This is a genomic window from Streptosporangium amethystogenes subsp. fukuiense, assembly GCF_042665875.1.
Classification (GTDB): domain Bacteria; phylum Actinomycetota; class Actinomycetes; order Streptosporangiales; family Streptosporangiaceae; genus Streptosporangium; species Streptosporangium fukuiense.
The window spans coordinates 6,492,294-6,511,801 of sequence record NZ_JBHTEE010000001.1 but is presented as its reverse complement, the minus strand read 5'-3'; the positions used below and the strand labels follow the sequence as shown (position 1 = coordinate 6,511,801).

Below are 19,508 nucleotides of genomic sequence, written 5' to 3'. Positions count from 1 at the left end.
CCCGGGCCGTACCGGTGCGGGGGGCGCCTCTCGGGCTCGCCCGCCGTGTTCAGCCGTTCGGGTTCCGTCTGGCGGGAGTCCGTTGGTCCGCCTCGTCGGCCAGTTGGTACTCCACGATGGCGCACCAGTGGTGCCAGCGCGCCAGATCGAGGTGCTGCTCCACGTCGCCCACGCCCGCGTCGGCCATGAGCTGGTGACCGCGGGCAGCCGACTCGTGCGCGTTGACCAGGGCGTGGTGGCCGTGATTGGCGAGTGATTCGCTGACCGCCAGATTCACGGCTATCTCTCCCATTGTCCTGGGCCGGCCGTCGCCGAAGCCCTTCCCGGTGAGGTCGCGGCTCTCCGAATCGTCACTCATAGCTGCTGAGTGCCCAGCAGATCTCGGATCTATCTGGGACCCGCGCTCCGATGTGGACGATTTCCGGACGTCAGAGCGGTGGGCGGCGCGTTGCGCGGGACGGTCTCGGGGCTACCCTGCACGGCATGATTGAAGTGGAGTTGCGTGGATGGCGACCCGACGACATGTGGGTCGTGCTCGACGCGTTCAGCTCCCCGGACATGGCCGAGCAGGCGGCCCGGCCCATCGACACGGCCCAGGCGGCGCTGGAGTGGATGGGGGTCTGGGGCTTCCGTGACGACGCGCGGGCGTTCGCCGTGGTGTCCAACGGCGAGGTCGTGGGGAACGTCGCCGTGAGCAACATCGACGCGCACGAGACCGGCTGGGTGTCCTACTGGACGATCCCGCGTGCCAGGGGACGGGGTGTGGCCGTGGCCGCCGCCGGCAAGATGGCCGAGTGGGCGTTCAGGGAACGGGGGCTGTTCCGCCTGGAGCTGGCGCACCGGGTCAGCAACGTGGCCTCCTGCACGGTGGCCACCAGGGCCGGATTCCGCTCCGAGGGAATCGAGCGGGCCAAGCTGAGTTACGCGGGCGTCCGCCACGACGTGGAGCGGCACGCCCGCCTGGCCACGGACTGAGCGGCGCGGTCTCGCCCACGGGCGAAACGCCCGCCGGGCTCAGAGGGCCTTGAGCCCGGCGAGGAGGTCGCGGAGCAGGTTCTCGCGGGGGATCGCGGAGGGCGCCGCGGGGAGCCGTACGGTGATCAGGTCGTGGTCGCGCAGGTCGCCGAGGAGCACCCGGAGCACTCCGACGGCCATGCCGGTCTCCCCGGCCAGTTCGGCGACGGAGATCGGCGCGCGGCAGGCGTTCAGGATCGACATGTGCTCGGGCGGCAGGTCCCGGCGTGGGGCCCGGACCGCCACCACCACGGCCATCAGGTCGAAATGAGCGCCCGCGGCCCTGGTCCTGCCGCGGGTCATCGTGTAGGGACGGACGATCGGACCGGCCTCCCGGTCGAGCCAGCGCTCGGTCATCAGCCGCCCTCCGGCCCGGTGCGCTGCCGTTCGTCGCGGAACGCGGCGAGCACGCCGCTCGGTACGGCTCCCCTGCTCTCCGGGGTGGTCTCCGCGACAGGGGCGCCGGAGGCGGCCCGTTCGGCGGGTACGGTCTGGCGCACCCGTTTGGGGAGGCCGTTGCCGGAGGGAAGCCTTTCGACCTCGACCGAGTAGGTGAACCGGGGATCGAGCGGTTCGACCACCAGCTCGCTCGGGAGCAGCACGATCGCCGTGGTGCCGCCGAAGGGGGAGGGCCGCAGGGAGACGCGGATGCCGTGCCGGACGGCGAGCTGCGCGACGACGAACAGGCCGAGCCGGTCGCTGTCGGCCAGGTCGAACTCCGGCGGGTCGGCCAGCCGCGCGTTGAGCCGGGCCATCTCCTCGGCGGGGATGCCGAGCCCCCGGTCCTCGACCTCGATGGCGTAGCCCCTGGCGACCGTCTCGCCGTGCACGCGTACCGAGGTGTGCGGGGGAGAGAACATGGCGGCGTTCTCGACCAGTTCGGCGACCAGGTGGATCACGTCGGTGACGACCGCGCCGATCACGGACGGGCCGTGCGGAACGCTGATCGTCACGCGCGGATAGTCCTCGACCTCCTCGACCGCGGCGCGGACCACGTCGTAGATCGTGACCGGTGTCCGCCATCCCCGTCCGGGGACGGCGCCGGACAGGATGATCAGGCCCTCGGAGTGGCGGCGCATCCGGGTGGTCAGGTGGTCCAGGCTGAACAGATCCTCAAGGGTCTCCGGATCGCGGGCCCGCCCTTCCATGGTCTCCAGCATGGCCAGCTGCCGGTGCAGCAGGGACTGGCTGCGCCTGGCCAGGTTCACGAAGACCTTGTTGACGCCCTTGCGCATCTCGGCCTGACCGACGGCGGCCTCGACGGCGGTCCGTTGCACGGTGGAGAACGCCTCGCCGACCCTGGCGACCTCGGTGGTGCTGCCGACGTTGATCTCGGGTGCCTCCGAGCAGACGTCCTCGCCCCGGCGGAGCCGCCGGACCACGTCGGGCAGCCGCCTGTCGGCCAGGTCGAGGGCCGCCTGCTGGAGGTCGATGAGCTCGCCGCCCAGCCGCCGGCCGAACCGTACCGAGACGAAGACGGACAGCCCGACCGCGGCCAGGCCCAGCCCGCCGGCGAGGCCGATCTGGATCAGGATGCCCCTGGCGAGCGGCATGGACCGCTCGCTGATGCGTTCGCTGACCTTTCCGGCGCGGCTGTCGAAGTCGTCGGAGAGCCGGGTGGCGACCTCGGCCCAGGCGGGGTCCGGAACCGCCGACGTGGCGACGGCGTTCTCGATCCTCTCGAACGAGGAGTAGTCGGGGGAGTCGTGCAGGGCGGTGTAGAGGGCCTGGAACTCGGCGTCGAACTGGTCGAAGCCCAGGGAGTAGAGGAGCCTGCGGCCGGTGACCAGTTCGCTGAACCTGGCACGTTCCGAGGGGCTCATGGCCCCCTCGACCACGGCTCCGGCTATCAGGGCGGCCTGCCGGCTGAGGATCTCACGGCTCCGCCCGACCATGACGACGGCCCGCGCCTGGTCGGTCAGCTCGATGTCGGTGGATATCCGCACCTTCTCGTAGACGTCGAAGGCGGCCTCGATGATCCCGGTGTAGGCGTCGAGCGTCTGCAGCCGGGTGTCGGTGCGGGTGTCGACGCCGCTGCGGATCTCGGTGAGCCGGTCCATGGCGCGAAGGAGCCGGTTCAGCCGCTCCCAGGTGCCCGGGACGAGGTCGGAACGGGCCGCGGTGATCAGCCGCTCCAGCTCGGCTCGCGCGTCGTTCGTGCGGACGCGCTGCGCGTCCAGTTCCGCACGCGAGACGTCGACGTCTCCCAGGACGGACAGCGACAGCAGCCGTTCGTGCTGGAGCGCGGTGGTCACTTTTCTGGCGGGTTGGACCGCGTACACGTAGCCGTCGCGGATCTTGAGGAGTTCCTGGCCGTTCTGGACCGTCAGGCTGGCAGCAAACGCCCAAATGACTACAAGGGATACAATTGGTACCAAAAGTAAGGTAAAAATTTTCACCCTGATTGAGTGTTTTCGGCCAGCCATAATACCTCGCACTATTGAGATGCGTGGTTAACAGTCGCCAAACATAGCAATGAGGGTCACTTGGTGCTAGATGTGCATGTGGGTTACGTTGCGATGATTTATCGTGCTGTATCGGTTTGGAACCTTCCATACCTCAGGTGCGTCTCTTCAGGTAGGAGGGAACCTTCGATGCAAACGATTGCGGAGCTCGTCAAAGCCGAGGCCGAGCGGGCGGGACGGTCGGCGCGGGCCCACGGCGGCACGCTGGCGGTGCAGTTGGTCCGTTTCGGCCCGCGGTTGGTGACGGCCGAGGTCGACGAGGGCGCCGCGTGCGTCGAGTTCCGGATCGTCGACGAGACGCTGGACTGGCGCTGCAGCTGTCCCGAGGGCCGTGGCGGTGCCTTCTGCGCGCACTGCGTGGCGACGGCTCAGTCGGTCAGCACGAGAACGGACAGGAAGGACTCTCCGGGCGTGTCATCGGCGACCGCCTCGGTGAGGACGGTCCGGATGGCGTCATAGGTCTGGCGGTCCTCGCTCCGCAGCGTCGACGGCTCCGACCAGAGCAGCAGGTGCTCGCCCGGCGGCAGCCACGACAGGTCGGTCAGCACGTCGTAAAGCGAGTCGAGGGTGTGCCCGAAACGGTCGGGCAGGTCGAGAGCCTCGGCGATCGCGTCCATCGCCTCGGCCGAAGTGGTGATCTTCACGCCGTTCAGCGGATGCGGCGTCGCGGTGCCGAGCATGGACTCGACCTCCTCCGCCGACCCCTGGCGGAACGTTCCCCTGGACAACGCGATCATCTCCGTCCGTGGTCGGCGGAGGGCGTGTGACGACTCACCGTCGACCGTGCCCTGAGCTGCTGTTTCGTACTGCTTATCGGACATCTCACCTCGCCGAACTACCCGCGCGCGCGCTCTGGAAAACGAGACGGCGGTGTGTCCTCCCGGCCGCCCGCCGGAGCGGCGTTGTATGGTTGTCAGACAATATGCTTACAATCGTCCCGTGAAACTCGCCGTGATCGGAGCCGCCGTGCTCTGGGGGACCGCGGGAACCGCGGGCCTGCTCGTCGCCGGGGTCGATCCCGTCTCCATGGCCGCCGCCCGCCTGGTGATCGGTGGCCTGGTCCTCGCGGCCGTCACCGGCCCCGCGCGGCTCCTGGGTCTCCCCCGAGGCCCGCTCGCGGCCGCCGCGGTGGCCGTGGCGGCGTACCAGCTGTGCTTCTTCGCCGCGGTCAGCAGGACCGGAGTGGCCGTCGGCACGGTGGTCGCCATCGGCAGCGGCCCCGTCTTCACCGGGCTGCTGTCCTGGCTGCTCGACCGCGTGCGGCCCAGCCGCCGCTGGGCGGTGGCGACCGCGGCGGCGATCGCCGGCTGCGCCGTACTCACCGGAGGGGGAGGCGAGGTGCGGGCCGATGGGGTCCTGTTCGCGCTGCTCGGCGGCCTGCTGTACGCCTTCTACGCGGTCACCGCCGCGCGGACGATCGGCGCGGGGGCGCCCTCCGACGCGGTGATGGGGCTGATGTTCGGTGGGGCGGCGGTCGTCATGGTGCCCGTCCTGCTGTGGACCGGCACCGGCTGGCTCGCCGAGCCGCGCGGCCTGCTCACCGCCCTCTACCTGGGCTGTGCCACCACCGCGCTGGCCTACCTGCTGTACGGAAGGGGGCTGCGCACCACCCCGGTCGCGACCGCCGCCACCCTCGCGCTGGCCGAGCCCGCGGTGGCGACGCTGCTCGGTGTCGTCGTGCTCGGCGAGCGGCTCGGGCCCGCCTCGGTCGCCGGCCTGCTGCTGCTCGGCGCCAGCCTGGTCGCGGTCTCCCTGCCCGAGCGCGTCTCGCCCGCCGGCCGGGGCGGAAGGGCAATAGGGTCGTCGGCGTGACCCTCCCGCTCCATCCCGTCTCCGCCGTCGGCGCGCTCGCCGACGCCCTGCGCCGGCGGGTGCTGTCCGGCGAGATCGACCCGGGCACCACGCTGCCCGAACAGGAGCTCTCGGCCCTGTACGGGGTGGCCCGCCCGACGGTCCGCGAGGCGCTCGCCGTGCTCGTGCACGAGGGGCTGCTCAGGCGCGAGCGGCACCGCAGCGCCCAGGTGGCCGAGGTGACCGTGGCCGACCTGGACGACCTGATGTTCGTCCGGCGCCCGCTTGAGGAACTGACGGCCACCGCGCTGGCCGGCCGGCGGGTCGGGGAGGCGGACGCGGCACTGGCGCGAATGGCCGCGCTGCCCGCGGACGCCCCCTGGGCGGACATGGTGGCCGAGCACATGGCGCTGCACCAGGCGCTGGTCGTCGCGGTGGGCAGCCCCCGGCTGGAGCGGCTCTACGGCATGCTGGCCGTCGAGACCAGGCTCGGCCTGGTGCGGCTGCGCGCCGTCTACTCCGACCGGCACGTGCTGGTCGCCGAGCACCGGAACCTGCTCGACGCGATCGCCGGCGGTCCCGCGGAGGCCGCCAGGGAGGCGGTCGCCGCGCATCTCGATCACGGCTGGGGCGGTCATTAGGCACTGACTTGCACGGCTCTATTGCACGCGGAGCCCCGGAGTGGTCACAATCGCGCCCATGCACGGCAACTCAGTGCCGGACTCCTACGTATATGTCACCGAAGAAGGCGTGACCCGTCACTACGAGGACGGCAGCGTTGACGCCCTCGCGTGGGAGGACGTCGTCGAGGTGCGGGTAGTGGGCGATACGGACTCGGACATCCTGTACATCCTTCTTGATCGAGAGGGCCAGGGGTGCGTGGTGCCCAGGTCGGCGACCGACGCGACCTTCCTCGCCCGTCTCCGGTATCTCCCGGATTTCGATCTCGATCGGCTCGGTGCGGCGGTGGAGGCCGCGCACGACGATTACGTCGTCGTATGGCGCAGTCCGGAACCACCTTCTGCTCTTCCGGATTTTGAATACGACTAATTTCATATTATTGACAAATATAAGCGGTCAAAGGAACACGTTTGATCCGCTCCGTCAAGATGTCATCTCCTTGTACTTCGGCCAATAGTGGACAGTGGCCGGTATTCCCCCACCCAATGGTGATCACTAGGATTTCCATGGGTATCCACGCTCCTGATGCATTAGGGAATGCTGTCAACTATTGAAATGAGATGCGTGGCACCTTATCCGGACGAGTCGGGGCATCTTGGGTGGGGTGGTATGAGAGTGGGAACTGAGGAGCTCGTCATCGGGCTCCTTAAGAGTCCAGCGCGCACTTCTCCGAGTATCTGGACACGCCCTTATGTCCGTATTCTCCTGGCCGGAGATGTCGCGTGTTCGATAATCGCCTGCGGGGCCGTTCTCGGAATCCGAATCTGGTTTGGTGCTTTCATCCCCGGCACGGAGGCGCTGCTCGGACTGGGGCTCGCCCTGGTGTGGCCGCTGGCCCTGGCCGCGGGGGGCGCCTACCGCAAGCGCACCTACGGCGAGGGAACGGATGAGTTCCGGACGGTTTTCAACGGCGCCGCGGGGCTGACGGCCACCGTCGCGATCGGGGCCTACGTCACCCAGACGCCGATCGCCCGCAGCTTCGTCATGGCGATGTTCCCGCTGGCCTTCATCCTCAACGCCGTCTTCCGCCACCGGATGCGCAAGCGGCTCCACCGCAGGCGCGCCCGCGGTGACCACATGCGCCAGGTGGTCGCCGTCGGCCACCGGGAGTCGGTGCTCGACCTGGTGATACAGCTGCGCGGGCAGCCGCACCACGGCATGCTCGTCGTCGCCGCGTGCCTGCCCGCGGGCCCCGACATGGTCGAGGTCGACGGAATCCCGGTCCTCGGCGGCTTCTCCGACGTCGCCGCGGTGGTGGCCGAGGTCAACGCCGACGCCGTCGCCGTACTGGCCTGCCCGGAGTTGGACGGCGCGGCGCTGCGCAGGCTCGCCTGGGGCCTGGAGGACGCCCGTACCGACCTGTTCGTGGCACCCGCGCTGATGGACGTGGCCGGCCCGCGCATCAGCATCAGCCCGGTCGCGGGCATGCCGCTCCTGCATGTCGAACACCCCGACTTCCGCGGCGCCAGGAGGCTGGCGAAGAGCCTGTTCGACCGGTTGGGGGCGGGGCTGGCCCTCCTGGCGCTGGGTGTGCCCATGCTGGTGATCGCCGCGCTGATCCGCGCGACGAGTCCGGGACCCGCGCTCTTCCGTCAGGTCAGGGTGGGCAAGGGCGGTGTGGAGTTCCAGGTGCTGAAGTTCCGCACGATGGTCGTCGACGCGGAGCGACTCAAGATCGACTTGGTGTGCGAGAACGAGTTCGACGGTGTCTTGTTCAAAATTAGGAACGATCCAAGGATCACCCGGGTGGGCGCCTTCCTGCGCCGGTACTCCATCGACGAGCTGCCACAGCTGCTCAACGTGCTGCGCGGCGAGATGTCCCTCGTCGGCCCACGGCCGCCGTTGCCCGACGAGGTCAGGCAGTACGGCGCCGACGTGCGCCGCCGCCTGGTCGTCCACCCCGGCATGACCGGCCTGTGGCAGGTCAGCGGGCGCTCGGATCTGACCTGGGAGGAGTCGGTCCGGCTGGACCTCCGCTACGTGGAGAACTGGTCGCTCTTCCTGGACCTGCAGATCCTCTGGAAGACCTGGAGCGCCGTGGTCGGCGGAGAAGGGGCCTACTAGTGAAAGCACTCGTGCTCGCCGGAGGGGCGGGCACCCGGCTGCGGCCGATCACCCACACCTCGGCCAAACAGCTCGTGCCGGTCGCCAACAAGCCCGTGCTCTTCTACGGCCTTGAGGCCATCGCCGCGGCGGGCATCCGCGAGATCGGGATCGTGGTGGGCGACACGCACGCCGAGATCGAGGCGGCCGTCGGCGACGGCCGCGAGCTCGGCCTGGAGGTGACCTACATCCGCCAGCGGGCGCCGCTGGGCCTGGCCCACGCGGTGCTCATTGCCCGCGACTACCTCGGTGACGACGACTTCGTCATGTACCTCGGCGACAACTTCATCGTCGGCGGCATCAACGGGGTCGTCGAGGGTTTCGCCCGCGAGCGGCCCGCCGCCCACATCATGCTCACCAGGGTCGGCGACCCCCGGCAGTTCGGGGTCGCCGAGCTCGACGAGGCGGGCCGGGTGATCGGGCTTGAGGAGAAGCCGCCGGTGCCCAAGAGCGACCTCGCGCTGGTCGGCGTCTACCTGTTCAGCGCCGCGATCCACGAGGCGGTGGCCGAGCTCAAACCCTCCGGGCGGGGCGAACTGGAGATCACCGACGCCATCCACTGGCTGATCGCCGACGGCCGGCCGGTCGCCTCCACGGTCATCTCCGGCTACTGGAAGGACACCGGGAACGTCACGGACATGCTGGAGGTCAACCGGCTGGTGCTGGAGTCCCTGGAGCCCCGGGTGGACGGCCTGGTCGACGGCGCCAGCCAGCTGATCGGCCGGGTGGTCGTCGAGGCCGGCGCCGAGATCGAGAGGTCCCGCATCGTCGGGCCGGCGATCATCGGCTCCGGAGCCCGGATCCGCGACAGCTACATCGGCCCCTTCACCTCGATCGCGGCAGGCTGCGCGATCAGCGGCAGCGAGATCGAGTACTCGATCGTCCTGCCCAGGTCCTCGATCGCCGGAGTCTCGCGGATCGAGGCGTCCCTCATCGGCCACGACGTCGAGGTCACCCCCGCCCCCAACACCCCCAGAGCCCACCGCCTCGTGCTGGGCGATCACAGCAAGGTGCAGATCAGCTCATGACAACCTGCAGGTTGTGCGGCTCGACGAGCCTCGCCAGCGTCGTCGACCTCGGGGCGACCCCGCCCTGCGAACGATTCCTCACCGAACGGCAGCTGGCGGAGCCGGAGGTCACCTACCCGCTGCACCTGCGGGTCTGCACCGGCTGCTGGCTGGCGCAGATCCCGCCGATGATCACACCCGAGGAGACCTTCACCGAGTACGCCTACTTCTCCTCGTACTCGACGTCGTGGGTGGAGCACGCGCGGGAGTTCGTGAGCGGGGCGGTCGACCGGCTCGGGCTGGGAGGTGACTCGTTCGTGGTCGAGGTGGCCAGCAACGACGGGTACCTGCTGCGGCACGTCGTCGAGCGGGGCATCCGGTGCCTGGGCGTCGAGCCTTCCGAGAACGTCGGCCGGGCGGCCAGGGACGCCGGGGTGCCGACGCACACGGCCTTCCTCGACGAGCGGACCGGCGCCTCGGTGCGCGCGGAGCACGGGCCGGCCGACCTGGTGGTGGCCAACAACGTCTACGCCCACATCCCGGACGTCATCGGGTTCACCCGGGGACTGCGCGCCCTGGTGGCCGACGACGGCTGGGTCTCCATCGAGGTCCAGCACCTGCTCACCCTGATGGAGCACAACCAGTACGACACGATCTATCACGAGCACTTCCAGTACTACACGGTCGCCTCCGCGCGGAGCGCCCTGGCGAGCGGCGGCCTCCGCCTGGTGGACGTCGAGTCGCTGCCCACGCACGGCGGCTCGATCCGCCTGTGGGCCCGGCCGGCGGAGATCGCGGGCGAGCCGGGCGAGCGGGTGGCCGCGCTGCTCGCCGCGGAGAAGGCCGCGGGTCTGCACGAGCTGTCGGGGTACACCGAGTTCGGCGAGCGGGTGGCGCGGGTGCGCAGGGACCTGCTGACCTTCCTCCTCGACGCCGCCCGCCAGGGCCGGACCGTCGCCGGCTACGGGGCGCCCGGCAAGGGCAACACCCTGCTCAACCACTGCGGGATCCGGCCCGACCTGCTTCCCTTCACCGTCGACCGCAATCCGTACAAGCACGGCAGGTTCACCCCCGGCACCCGCGTACCGATCCTGCCGCCCGAGCGGCTCGCCGAGGAGCGGCCCGACTACGTGCTGGTCCTGCCGTGGAACCTCCGTGAGGAACTCGTCGAGCAGCTGTCCTTCGTACACGCCTGGGGAGGCCGGCTGGTCTTCCCCATCCCCAACCTGGAGATCGTCGAGGTGAACCCGTGAAGGTCGTCCTCTTCTGCGGCGGATACGGCACCAGGATGCGCACCGGCACCCCCGGCGACGTGCCCAAGCCCATGCAGCTCGTGGGGCCTCGGCCGCTCATCTGGCATGTGATGCGCTACTACGCGCACTTCGGGCACACCGAGTTCATCCTCTGCCTCGGCTACGGCGCGCACCACATCAAGGACTTCTTCCTGAACTACCAGGAGACGACCTCCAACGACTTCGTGCTGCGCGGCGGCAGGGTCGAGTTGCTGTCCACCGACATCTCCGACTGGTCGATCTCGTTCGTGCAGACCGGGATCACCTCCCCGATCGGTGAGCGGCTGCGCCGGGTCCGCGACCACCTGGACGGCGAGGAGATGTTCCTGGCCAACTACGCGGACGTGCTCACCGACGCGCCGCTGCCGGAGATCGTCGAGCGCTTCACCCTCTCGGGCGCGGGCGCGTCGATGATGGTGGTGCCGCCCTCGGACACCTTCCACTGCATCGAGCTGGGCGAGCGCGGCACGGTCGGCGGGATCACCCCGGTCAGCGAGATGCCGCTCTGGGTCAACGGCGGATACTTCGTGCTCCGCCAGGAGATCTTCGACCACATCCCGGCCGGTGGTGACCTGGTCGCGGACGGCTGTGCCGAGCTGGCCAAGCGCGGCAGGCTGCTGGCCTACCCGCACCGCGGCTACTGGCGGCCGACGGACACGGTCAAGGAGCGGGTCGCCCTCGACGAGGCGTACTCGCGCGGTGACCGGCCCTGGGCGCTCTGGGAGCGCGAGCACCTGGCGGTGCCGACCACGTGATCCGCTTCAGACCGGCCCGGGCGGGCCGGATCGCGCTGCTCGCCGCGCACTGCGACGACCTCGCCATCGGGGCGGGCGGCAGCCTGCTGACCCTCTGCGCCGCGCGTCCCGGCATCCGGGTGGACGCCCTGGTGCTCTCCGGCGGCGGGACCGAGCGCCAGGACGAGGAGCACGCGGCGCTGACCGCCTTCTGCCCGGGCGCCGACCTGCGGCTCACCGTGCTCGAACTGCCCGACGGGCGGCTGCCCGCGCGCTGGGAGGAGGCCAAGGCGGCGGTGGAGGAGCTGCGCGCGCGCACCGACCCCGAGCTGCTGTTCGCGCCGCACCCCGCCGACGCCCACCAGGACCACCGGACGCTGGCCGAGCTGGTGCCCACGGCCTTCCGCGACCACCAGGTGCTCGGCTACGAGATCGCCAAATGGGACGGCGACCTCGGGCGCCCCTCGGTCTACCAGCCGCTCGCGCCCGAGGTGGCCGAGGCGAAGGTGAGCCTGCTCCAGCGCCACTACCCCTCGCAGCGCCACCGCCCCTGGTACGACCGCGAGGCGTTCCTCGGGCTGGCCCGCGTCCGCGGGATCGAATGCCACGCCCGCTACGCCGAGGCGTTCCACGTCAACAAGCTGACCCTTGACCTGTCTGGAGGTTGAACCGGATGCGCGTGCTGCTGACCGGGTACCAGGGCTACCTGGGGAGTGTGATGGCCCCGGTGCTCGTCGCCGCGGGCCACGAGGTGACCGGGCTCGACTCCGGGCTCTTCGCCGGATGCCTGCTGGGTCCCGCGCCCGGCGACCCGCCGGGACACGCGGTCGACCTGCGGGACGTCACCCCCGGTCTGCTGGCGGGGGTGGACGCGGTGGTGCACCTCGCCGCGCTCTCCAACGACCCGCTGGGCGCGCTGGCGCCCGAGCTGACCTACGACATCAACCACCGCGCCGCGGTGCGCCTGGCGAGGCTGGCCCGGGACGCGGGCGTGCGCCGGTTCCTGTACGCCTCCACCTGCTCGGTCTACGGCGCCTCAGGCGATGACCTGGTCGACGAGGACGCGCCGCTGCGCCCGGTGACCCCCTACGCGGACTCCAAGGTCAGGGTCGAGAGCGACCTGTTCGAGCTGGCCGACCGGGACTTCAGCCCGGTGTTCCTGCGCAACGCCACCGCCTTCGGGTTCTCGCCCAGGTTGCGCGCGGACATCGTGCTGAACAACCTCGCCGGGCACGCGCTGCTGTCCGGGGAGGTCAGGGTGCTGTCCGACGGCACCCCGTGGCGCCCGCTGGTGCACGCCGCCGACATCGCGAACGCCTTCGCCATGGCGCTGGCCGCCCCGCGCGACGCCGTCCACGCCAGGGCGTTCAACGTCGGCACCGAGGAGAACAACCTGACGGTGGCCCAGATCGCCGCCGAGGTCGCCGAGGCGGTGCCGGAGGCCCGGGTCGTGATCACCGGGGAGACCGGGGCCGATCCGCGCTCCTACCGGGTCGACTTCTCCCGTGTCCGCGACGCGCTCCCCGGCTACCAGGCGCTGTGGACGATCAAGGCGGGCGCGCTCCAGCTGGTCGAGGCGTACCGGCGGTTCGGCCTGACGGCGGACGACTTCCAGCGCCGTTTCACCAGGCTGGCCTGGCTGTCCGCCCGCCGCGAGGCGGGCACCGTCGACGGCGCGCTGCGCCCGCGCGAGGTGGCGGGGGCGGTGGACGGTGACCGATGACGGCGAGGGGCGCGGGATGCACGCCCTGGTGGAGCGGCTCTACCCGCTCTGCCGGAGCATCACCGGCGACGGCGTGCGCCGCACCCTGGAGATCGTCGCGGAGTCCATCGGCCTGCGGGTCCACGAGGTGCCGACCGGGACCCAGGTCCTGGACTGGACGGTGCCCAGGGAGTGGAACATCCGTGACGCCTACGTCAAGGACGCCTCCGGTGCCAGGGTCGTCGACTTCGCCGCGTCGAACCTGCACGTGGTCGGCTACAGCGTCCCGGTGTCGGCCACCATGACCTTGGACGAGCTCCGGCCCCACCTGCACACGCTGCCCGAGCAGCCGGGGCTGATCCCGTACCGGACCGGCTACTACGCGGAGACGTGGGGCTTCTGCCTGGCCCACGACACCCTCGCGGGCCTGGCCGACGGGCGGTACGAGGTCATGATCGACTCCACGCTCGCCGACGGTCACCTGACCTACGGCGAGCACGTGGTGCCGGGCAGGGTCGACGAGGAGGTGCTCGTCTCCTGCCACGTGTGCCATCCGTCGCTGGCCAACGACAACCTGGCGGGCATCGCGGTGGCGGTCGGGCTCGCGCGGCGGCTGGCCGAGGCCGACCCGTGGTACACCTACCGCTTCCTGTTCGCTCCCGGCACCATCGGCGCGATCACCTGGCTGGCGCGCAACCGGGAACGTGCCGGGCGGATCAGGCACGGCCTGGTGCTGGCCTGCGCGGGGGATCGCGGCCCGCTGACCTACAAGCGCAGCAGGCGGGGAGACGCCGAGATCGACCGCGCCGTGCGGCACGTCCTGCGGACCTCGGGGCGTGACCACGCGGTCGTCGACTTCTCCCCCTACGGCTACGACGAGCGGCAGTTCTGCTCGCCGGGCTTCGACCTGCCCGTCGGCTCGCTCACCAGGACCCCCTACGCGGGCTACCCGGAATATCACACCTCCGCCGACAATCCGGACTTCGTCTCCCCGGAGGCGATGGCCGACACCCTGCGGACCTGCTGGGAGGTGACCCGGGTGCTTGACGACAACCGCTCCTACCTCAACCTCAGCCCCCACGGAGAGCCGCAGCTGGGCAGGCGCGGCCTGTACGGGGCACTGGGCGGGCGCAGCGACACGCAGCAGGCCCAGATGGCGATGTTGTGGGTGCTGAACCTCTCCGACGGGGAGCACAGCCTCCTGGACGTCGCGGAACGATCCGATCTGCCCTTCGCCGCGGTGGCCGACGCGGCACGGGCGCTGTGCGGCGCGGGACTGCTCAAGGAGTGCGGGAAATGACACTGCAACGGGCCGGCACGGGTCCTGGAGCGCTCAACCTCCGGGTCGGCGAGACGGTGGAGGTGCTCGGCGAGGCCGAGATCATGGCCACCCTGGACGAGCGGGGAGAGCTGGACGCGCTGCCCTTCATGCCGGAGATGCTGGCCTTCTGCGGGCGGCGGCTCACCGTGCACAAGGTGGCGCACAAGCTCTGCGACACGATCGGCAGCAGCGGCATGCGGCGGATGGAGCGGGCGGTCCACCTGACCGGGGCCCGCTGCGACGGGCAGGCGCACGGCGGCTGCCAGACGGCCTGCCAGTTCTACTGGAAGGAGTCCTGGCTCAAGCGGGTGGATCCGGACTCCCCCCGCACCCCGGTCACCGAGCACGACCTCGCCGCGGGCCGGCCCCTGCTGCCGATCCTGCAGGCCGCGACCAGGAAGGAGCCGGGACCGGGCGGGGAGGAGCGCTTCTCCTGCCAGGCGACCGAGCTGCTCCGCGCCGCGCCCACCTGCCTGCCGTTCAAGGACGTCGGGCAGTACGTCGCCGACGTGCGGACGGGGAACGTGGGCGTGCTGTGGATGCTGCGCTCGTTCCTCGTCGGGCTGTTCAACCGCTTCCAGCAGGCCAGCAGGCGCCTCCTGCCCAGATGGCTGTGGATCAGGGGCGGGCTGCGCTGGGGGTTCGTCAGGGGCAAGGCCGGGCCCACCACTCCGACGCGGACCCTGGACCTGCGTCCTGGGGAGCTGGTCCGGGTCAGGTCCAAGGAGGAGATCCTCCAGACGCTCAACGACGACCTGCTCAACCGCGGCATGGGGTTCGAGGAGGAGATGTCGCGCTACTGCGGGCACGTCGCGCGGGTGAGCGCCCGCGTCGAGCGGTGCCTGGACGAGAAGACCGGCCGGATGCTGCAGATGAAGAACCCCTGCATCGTCCTGGAGGGCGTCATCTGCGCGGGCGCGTACAACGTCAGCTGCCCGCGCGAGTTCGTGCCGTTCTGGCGGGAGATCTGGCTCGAACGCGTCGAGGAGCCCAGCTGAGCCGATCACCCCACGAGACAGGCGGAAGGCACGGATGAACCAGCGACAGGGCGGGGACGCCGGCGCGGACGAGGCGACCGACGTGACCGGGGAGCAGGTCGGGACGATCGGCAGGAAGGCCGGCCGCGGCTTGCGCTGGAGCCTGCTGGGCAACCTCGGGACCAAGGTGACGACCTTCGTCATGGGGCTGGTGCTCGCCCGGCTGCTGGTGCCGGAGGACTTCGGCCTCTACGCCATCGCGCTCGCCGCGACCACCTTCGTCATGCACGTCAACGACGTCGGCATCATCGCCGCCACCGTGCAGTGGCGGGGCAGGGTCGAGGAGATGGCGCCGACGGCGACGGTCATGGCCCTGGCGTTCAGCACCGGGATATACGGGATCTTCTGGGTGGTGGCCCCGTACTTCGCGGAGCTGGCGGGCAGCGCGGAGGCCACCCCGGTGGTCCGGCTGCTCACCGCGATCATCCTCATCGACGGTGTCACCGCGGTGCGGGCCGGCTCGCTGATGCGCGGGTTCGGGCACGACAGGCTGACCAAGGCCAACATCGCGGGCTCGCTGGTCAACGCGGCGGTGGCCGTCACGCTCGCCGCGAACGGCGCCGGGGCCTACAGCTTCGCCTGCGGGCAGGTCGCGGCCAACGCGGTCACCGGCGCGCTGGTGCTCGCCTGGGCGGGATTGCCGTTCCGCCTCGGTTTCGACCGGGAGGTCGCGGCCAGGCTGCTGCGGTTCGGCGCGCCGCTGGCCCTGGGCCTCGGCATCGAGGCGGTGCTGATGAACGCCGACTACGTCATCGTCGGCGCCGTGCTCGGCCCCGCCGCGCTCGGCTTCTACCTGCTGGCCTTCAACGTCTCCAGCTGGGTGCCCAGCGTGATCGGGACCGCCCTGCGCTACGTCACGGTGCCCAGCTTCTCCAGGCTGGCCGAGCAGCGGCCCGAGTCGCTCTCACTGGGGGTGCAGCGCTCGGTGCCGCTGCTGGTCGCGTTCGTGCTCCCGGTCGCCGTCGTGACCGCCACGCTGGCGCCGGAGATCGTGGCGTTCCTCTACGGCGAGAAATGGGCACCGGCCGCCGGGGTCCTGGCGCTGCTCGCGGTCCTGCTGGTGGTCCGGATGCTCACCTCCCTCGCCTTCGACATCCTCACCTCGGCGGGTGCGACCAGGGCCACCGTGTGGATGAACCTCGGCTGGGCCGTGGCGCTGGTGCCCGCGCTGTGGGCGGGCACGCACTGGTACGGCATCCGCGGCGCGGCGATCGGTCACGCGCTGGCCGGCCTCCTGGTCGCCCTGCCGATGGCGGTGCTGATGCTGAGCCGCGCGGGAGTGCGCCTGGCACCCGTGCTTCCGGCCCTGGTCCGCCCGCTGCTGGGCGCCGTGCTCGCGGCGGCCGTGACCGTGACGCTCGCCGGGATGACCGGCGGCCCCCCGCTCGTCCGGCTCTGCGTGGCCGGCGGTGGGGGACTGCTCGCCTACGTCCTGCTCGCCGTACCCGCGGCGCGGCTCAGAGAACTCGGCGCGCGGGCCGTTCCCGCCCGTGCCCGCTGAACCACCACCGAGAGAAAGAGAGGACCGGATGCCGAACTCCGACACGCTGGTGTCCATCGTGCTTCCCGTGCGCGACGGCGCCGGGCGGATCGAGGGCGCGGTCCGCTCGGTCCTCGGCCAGGACCACGAACGCCTCCAACTGGTGATCTCCGACAACGCGTCCACGGACGGCACCGAGGAGATCTGCCGCGACCTGGCCGCGACCGACGGCCGGATCGTCTACCGCAGGCATCCGGAGAACGTGGGCCTGTTCGACAACTTCGTCCGTACCGTCGAGCTGGTCGAGGGCGAGTTCTTCCGCTGGGTCGGCGACGACGACCGGCTGGAGCCCGCCTGCGTCTCCCGTTCCCTGAGGGCCTTCGCCGAGGACGACCGGCTCGTCCTGGTCACCACGCAGGTCGCCTACACCGGGCCCGACGGGACGGTCGCGACCGCACCCCTGGAGGGCTCGGAGCTGGCCTCGGACGACCCGGTCGAGCGGTTCACCGGGATGCTGCGGCTGCTCAACGAGAGCCACCTGCTCATCGACCCGCTGTACGGCCTGTTGCGGCGCGAGCCGCTGGCGCGAATCCCCCGGCGGAACATGCTCCGCGAGGACGAGGTGTTCGCGGCGAAGCTGGCGCTGGCCGGACCGTGGGGGCACGTTCCCGAGGTCCTCGCCCACCGCAACTGGAAACACGACACCCTGTCCGCGATCGCCCGCCGCCTCGACGTGCCGCCCTGGAAGGCCCGCTGCTCCACCCTCCTGCAGTGCGGGGAGCTGCTGGGCTGGCTGCGGGGGGCCGGCCTCACCGGCGAGCAGCACCGTCGCGCCCGCGCGGCGGTCCTCGGCATGTACGTGCGCCGCCAGCGGCTCACCGCGGCCCGCCGGGGCCGCAGGCTCGCCCTGATCGCCTCGGGACTGGTCCCCGGCATCCGCTCCGGCGACCCGCTCCGGTGACCCGCAGAAAGGAATTTCAATGACCACCGTCTTCTCCAACAGCGTGGTGGACGACGACACCCGCAGAGAACTGCTCTACCGGGGACAGGTCTTCGTCTACTCGGCGACGCCCGCCTCCACCCTGCTGGCGGCCTTCGCGCGGGAGATGACCGCCGAGGCGTTCGGCGGGCGCGACCCGGAGACCGCACAGTTCGACATGCCGGTCGAGGAGTTCGCCGACCTGCTGGCCCGGCTCAAGCCGCGGTTCATCCACCACCCCCGGTGCAAGGAACTGCTGCCCGCGGTTCTCGAGGAGCTGGGCTGCGACCTGGACCGGACCTACTTCGACGTGCCCCGGCTGCGCACCTCCACCTCCCACGACTACCTCACCTCCGGGATCTCCTACGCCTTCCACCCCCATCGGGACTGCTGGTACTCGGCCCCCTTCAACCAGCTCAACTGGTGGATCCCCGTCTACGAGGTGGTCCCGGAGAACGTGATGGCCTTCCATCCCCAGTACTTCGGCAACCCGGTGCGCAACGGCAGCGCGCGCTACGACTACGCCGAGTGGAACAGGACGAGCCGGCTCACCGCCGCCCGGCACGTGCGCGGCGACACCAGGGAGCAGCCCAGGCCGGAGGAGAACGTCGTGCTCGACCCGCAGGTGCGGGTGGTGCCCGAACCGGGGGGCGTCATGGTGTTCTCCGGCGCCCAGCTGCACTCCACGGTGCCCAACACCTCGGGCAGGACCCGCTTCAGCATCGACTTCCGCACCGTGCACATCGACGACGTGCGTGCCCGTCGCGGCGCGCGCAACGTGGACGCGGCGTGCACCGGCACCACCCTGCGCGACTTCGTGCGCTGCGCCGACCTCGACCCGATGCCGGAGGAACTGGCGCTGGCGTACGAGGCGGAGGCACTGGCCAGGGTCGGGTGAGCGGCGGCCTCCCGGCCACCGACACACCGCAGTAGTGACAAGGAGTTCGTGTGCCGCGACCGATACGCATCGTGTCCCGGGCGTCCGGCGCGCTCGGGAGAGCGGGGAAGACGTAGTGGAGTTCTGGAGGACCGTGCTCGACCTCGCCCGCAGGAAGCGGGTCGGGCTTCCACTGGTCGGCCTGGCGCTGCTCGGCGCCGCGGCCGTCTTCTTCCTGGTGCCCCCGCGTTACCTGGCGAGCACCTCCATGGTGCTGACCACACCCCCCGCGGGAGGGACGACGGAGCCGGACAAGCCACCGGGGCGGAGCAACCCGCTGCTGCAGTTCAGCGACGGCCTCCGGACCACGGCGGGCATCCTCATCCTGTCCATGAACACCGAGGCGGTCGCGGCGGAGCTGGGCGTCGTGAAGGACGGCCCCGTCGAACTGACGATCAACGACGGGCGGACCAACCCCGGCATGCTGGGCATCCTCATGAACGGCCCGTTCGTGTACGTGGAGGTGCGGAGCGACTCCGCCGAGCTCTCCCGTGCCGTCATGGCCAGGACCCAGTCCCGCCTGCGGGCCGAGCTGGTCCGCAGGCAGGAGACGCTCGGCGCCCCCGTCTCCACCTTCATCGGGCTCGTCGAGGTGGTGCCGCCCGCATATCCCGTGATGGACCGGAGCGGCACCTGGAAGGCCATGGGCGGGACGGCGTTCCTCGTCGTCGTCCTCGGCCTCGGCGCCGCGTACGCCGTGGAGCGCCGCAGGGTGTTCCGGGACTCCTCCGGCGGCGAACGGCCGGAGGGGCCGCCCCCGGCCACGGTGGAGATCCCGGACGGAGCGGACCGCGACGACCGCGACGACCGGGGTGACCGGAGCGAGCGCGAGGAGGAGCCCGAGAGCGGCGAGGGGTGCGAGGGGCGGGAGGAGCAGACGGTGTGAGAAGCGGACGAGGCAAGCGGTAGAGGACCTGGTCACCGGCCGGGGAACCGTGCGGTTCTCCGGTCAGGCGGCCTACATC

Annotated in this window: 20 protein-coding genes; 16 read left to right on the top strand and 4 right to left on the bottom strand. The window is 70.8% G+C overall.

The window, feature by feature from the left end:
• Positions 1-49: 49 nt before the first annotated feature.
• The gene (locus tag ACFQVD_RS28400) at positions 50-358 is read right to left on the bottom strand and encodes a hypothetical protein (protein ID WP_343978643.1); all 309 of its coding nucleotides are present in this window, start codon (positions 356-358) and stop codon (positions 50-52) included.
• Positions 359-483: 125 nt separating this feature from the next.
• Here ACFQVD_RS28400 and ACFQVD_RS28395 point away from each other — a divergent pair, with 125 nt between their 5' ends.
• Complete coding sequence (locus ACFQVD_RS28395) at positions 484-975, top strand: GNAT family N-acetyltransferase (RefSeq protein WP_343978640.1); 492 nt, start codon at positions 484-486, stop codon at positions 973-975.
• Positions 976-1,014: 39 nt separating this feature from the next.
• Here ACFQVD_RS28395 and ACFQVD_RS28390 read toward each other — a convergent pair whose 3' ends face one another.
• From ACFQVD_RS28390 to ACFQVD_RS28380, 3 genes are all read right to left on the bottom strand, one after another.
• Positions 1,015-1,371 carry a DUF742 domain-containing protein gene (locus ACFQVD_RS28390; RefSeq protein ID WP_343978637.1) on the bottom strand — a complete coding sequence of 119 codons (357 nt, stop codon included), beginning with the start codon at positions 1,369-1,371 and terminating at the stop codon, positions 1,015-1,017.
• Positions 1,371-3,269 carry a sensor histidine kinase gene (locus ACFQVD_RS28385; protein WP_343978634.1) on the bottom strand — a complete coding sequence of 633 codons (1,899 nt, stop codon included), beginning with the start codon at positions 3,267-3,269 and terminating at the stop codon, positions 1,371-1,373. Before ACFQVD_RS28385 ends, ACFQVD_RS28390 begins: the two co-directional genes overlap by 1 nt.
• Positions 3,270-3,847: 578 nt before the next feature.
• Positions 3,848-4,300 carry a barstar family protein gene (locus ACFQVD_RS28380; protein WP_343978631.1) on the bottom strand — a complete coding sequence of 151 codons (453 nt, stop codon included), beginning with the start codon at positions 4,298-4,300 and terminating at the stop codon, positions 3,848-3,850.
• Positions 4,301-4,418: 118 nt separating this feature from the next.
• On the opposite strand from ACFQVD_RS28380, the gene ACFQVD_RS28375 reads away from it, so the two are divergent.
• From ACFQVD_RS28375 to ACFQVD_RS28305, 15 genes are all read left to right on the top strand, one after another.
• On the top strand, positions 4,419-5,291 hold the full coding sequence (locus ACFQVD_RS28375) for a DMT family transporter (protein WP_343978628.1): 873 nt from the start codon (positions 4,419-4,421) through the stop codon (positions 5,289-5,291).
• The gene (locus ACFQVD_RS28370; protein ID WP_343978625.1) at positions 5,288-5,911 is read left to right on the top strand and encodes a GntR family transcriptional regulator; all 624 of its coding nucleotides are present in this window, start codon (positions 5,288-5,290) and stop codon (positions 5,909-5,911) included. The genes ACFQVD_RS28375 and ACFQVD_RS28370 overlap by 4 nt, the downstream gene beginning before the upstream one ends.
• Positions 5,912-5,969: 58 nt before the next feature.
• On the top strand, positions 5,970-6,320 hold the full coding sequence (locus ACFQVD_RS28365) for a hypothetical protein (RefSeq protein ID WP_343978622.1): 351 nt from the start codon (positions 5,970-5,972) through the stop codon (positions 6,318-6,320).
• Between the two features lie 168 nt (positions 6,321-6,488).
• A complete protein-coding gene (locus ACFQVD_RS28360) occupies positions 6,489-8,015 on the top strand; it encodes a sugar transferase (RefSeq protein ID WP_386272494.1) in 1,527 nt (508 codons plus the stop codon).
• Positions 8,015-9,082, top strand: a complete 1,068-nt coding sequence (locus ACFQVD_RS28355; RefSeq protein WP_343978616.1) for a glucose-1-phosphate thymidylyltransferase — start codon at positions 8,015-8,017, stop codon at positions 9,080-9,082. The genes ACFQVD_RS28360 and ACFQVD_RS28355 overlap by 1 nt, the downstream gene beginning before the upstream one ends.
• Positions 9,079-10,314 carry a class I SAM-dependent methyltransferase gene (locus ACFQVD_RS28350; RefSeq protein WP_343978613.1) on the top strand — a complete coding sequence of 412 codons (1,236 nt, stop codon included), beginning with the start codon at positions 9,079-9,081 and terminating at the stop codon, positions 10,312-10,314. The genes ACFQVD_RS28355 and ACFQVD_RS28350 overlap by 4 nt, the downstream gene beginning before the upstream one ends.
• Positions 10,311-11,108, top strand: coding sequence for a sugar phosphate nucleotidyltransferase (locus tag ACFQVD_RS28345; protein ID WP_343978610.1), 798 nt, complete (start codon positions 10,311-10,313; stop codon positions 11,106-11,108). Before ACFQVD_RS28350 ends, ACFQVD_RS28345 begins: the two co-directional genes overlap by 4 nt.
• Entirely contained in the window at positions 11,105-11,755 is a 651-nt protein-coding gene (locus ACFQVD_RS28340; protein ID WP_343978607.1) for a PIG-L deacetylase family protein, read from the top strand. Before ACFQVD_RS28345 ends, ACFQVD_RS28340 begins: the two co-directional genes overlap by 4 nt.
• A 5-nt stretch (positions 11,756-11,760) precedes the next feature.
• On the top strand, positions 11,761-12,810 hold the full coding sequence (locus ACFQVD_RS28335) for an NAD-dependent epimerase/dehydratase family protein (protein WP_343978604.1): 1,050 nt from the start codon (positions 11,761-11,763) through the stop codon (positions 12,808-12,810).
• Positions 12,800-14,089 (top strand): DUF4910 domain-containing protein, encoded by a 1,290-nt coding sequence (locus tag ACFQVD_RS28330; protein ID WP_343978601.1) that lies wholly within the window; start codon positions 12,800-12,802, stop codon positions 14,087-14,089. Before ACFQVD_RS28335 ends, ACFQVD_RS28330 begins: the two co-directional genes overlap by 11 nt.
• Entirely contained in the window at positions 14,086-15,108 is a 1,023-nt protein-coding gene (locus ACFQVD_RS28325; RefSeq protein ID WP_343978598.1) for a hypothetical protein, read from the top strand. Before ACFQVD_RS28330 ends, ACFQVD_RS28325 begins: the two co-directional genes overlap by 4 nt.
• Before the next feature lie 34 nt (positions 15,109-15,142).
• Complete coding sequence (locus ACFQVD_RS28320; protein ID WP_343978595.1) at positions 15,143-16,648, top strand: lipopolysaccharide biosynthesis protein; 1,506 nt, start codon at positions 15,143-15,145, stop codon at positions 16,646-16,648.
• Between the two features lie 28 nt (positions 16,649-16,676).
• Positions 16,677-17,588, top strand: coding sequence for a glycosyltransferase family 2 protein (locus tag ACFQVD_RS28315; protein WP_343978592.1), 912 nt, complete (start codon positions 16,677-16,679; stop codon positions 17,586-17,588).
• 19 nt (positions 17,589-17,607) lie between these two features.
• Complete coding sequence (locus tag ACFQVD_RS28310) at positions 17,608-18,504, top strand: hypothetical protein (RefSeq protein ID WP_343978589.1); 897 nt, start codon at positions 17,608-17,610, stop codon at positions 18,502-18,504.
• A gap of 115 nt (positions 18,505-18,619) precedes the next feature.
• The gene (locus ACFQVD_RS28305; protein WP_343978586.1) at positions 18,620-19,429 is read left to right on the top strand and encodes a hypothetical protein; all 810 of its coding nucleotides are present in this window, start codon (positions 18,620-18,622) and stop codon (positions 19,427-19,429) included.
• The last annotated feature ends 79 nt before the right edge of the window (positions 19,430-19,508 follow it).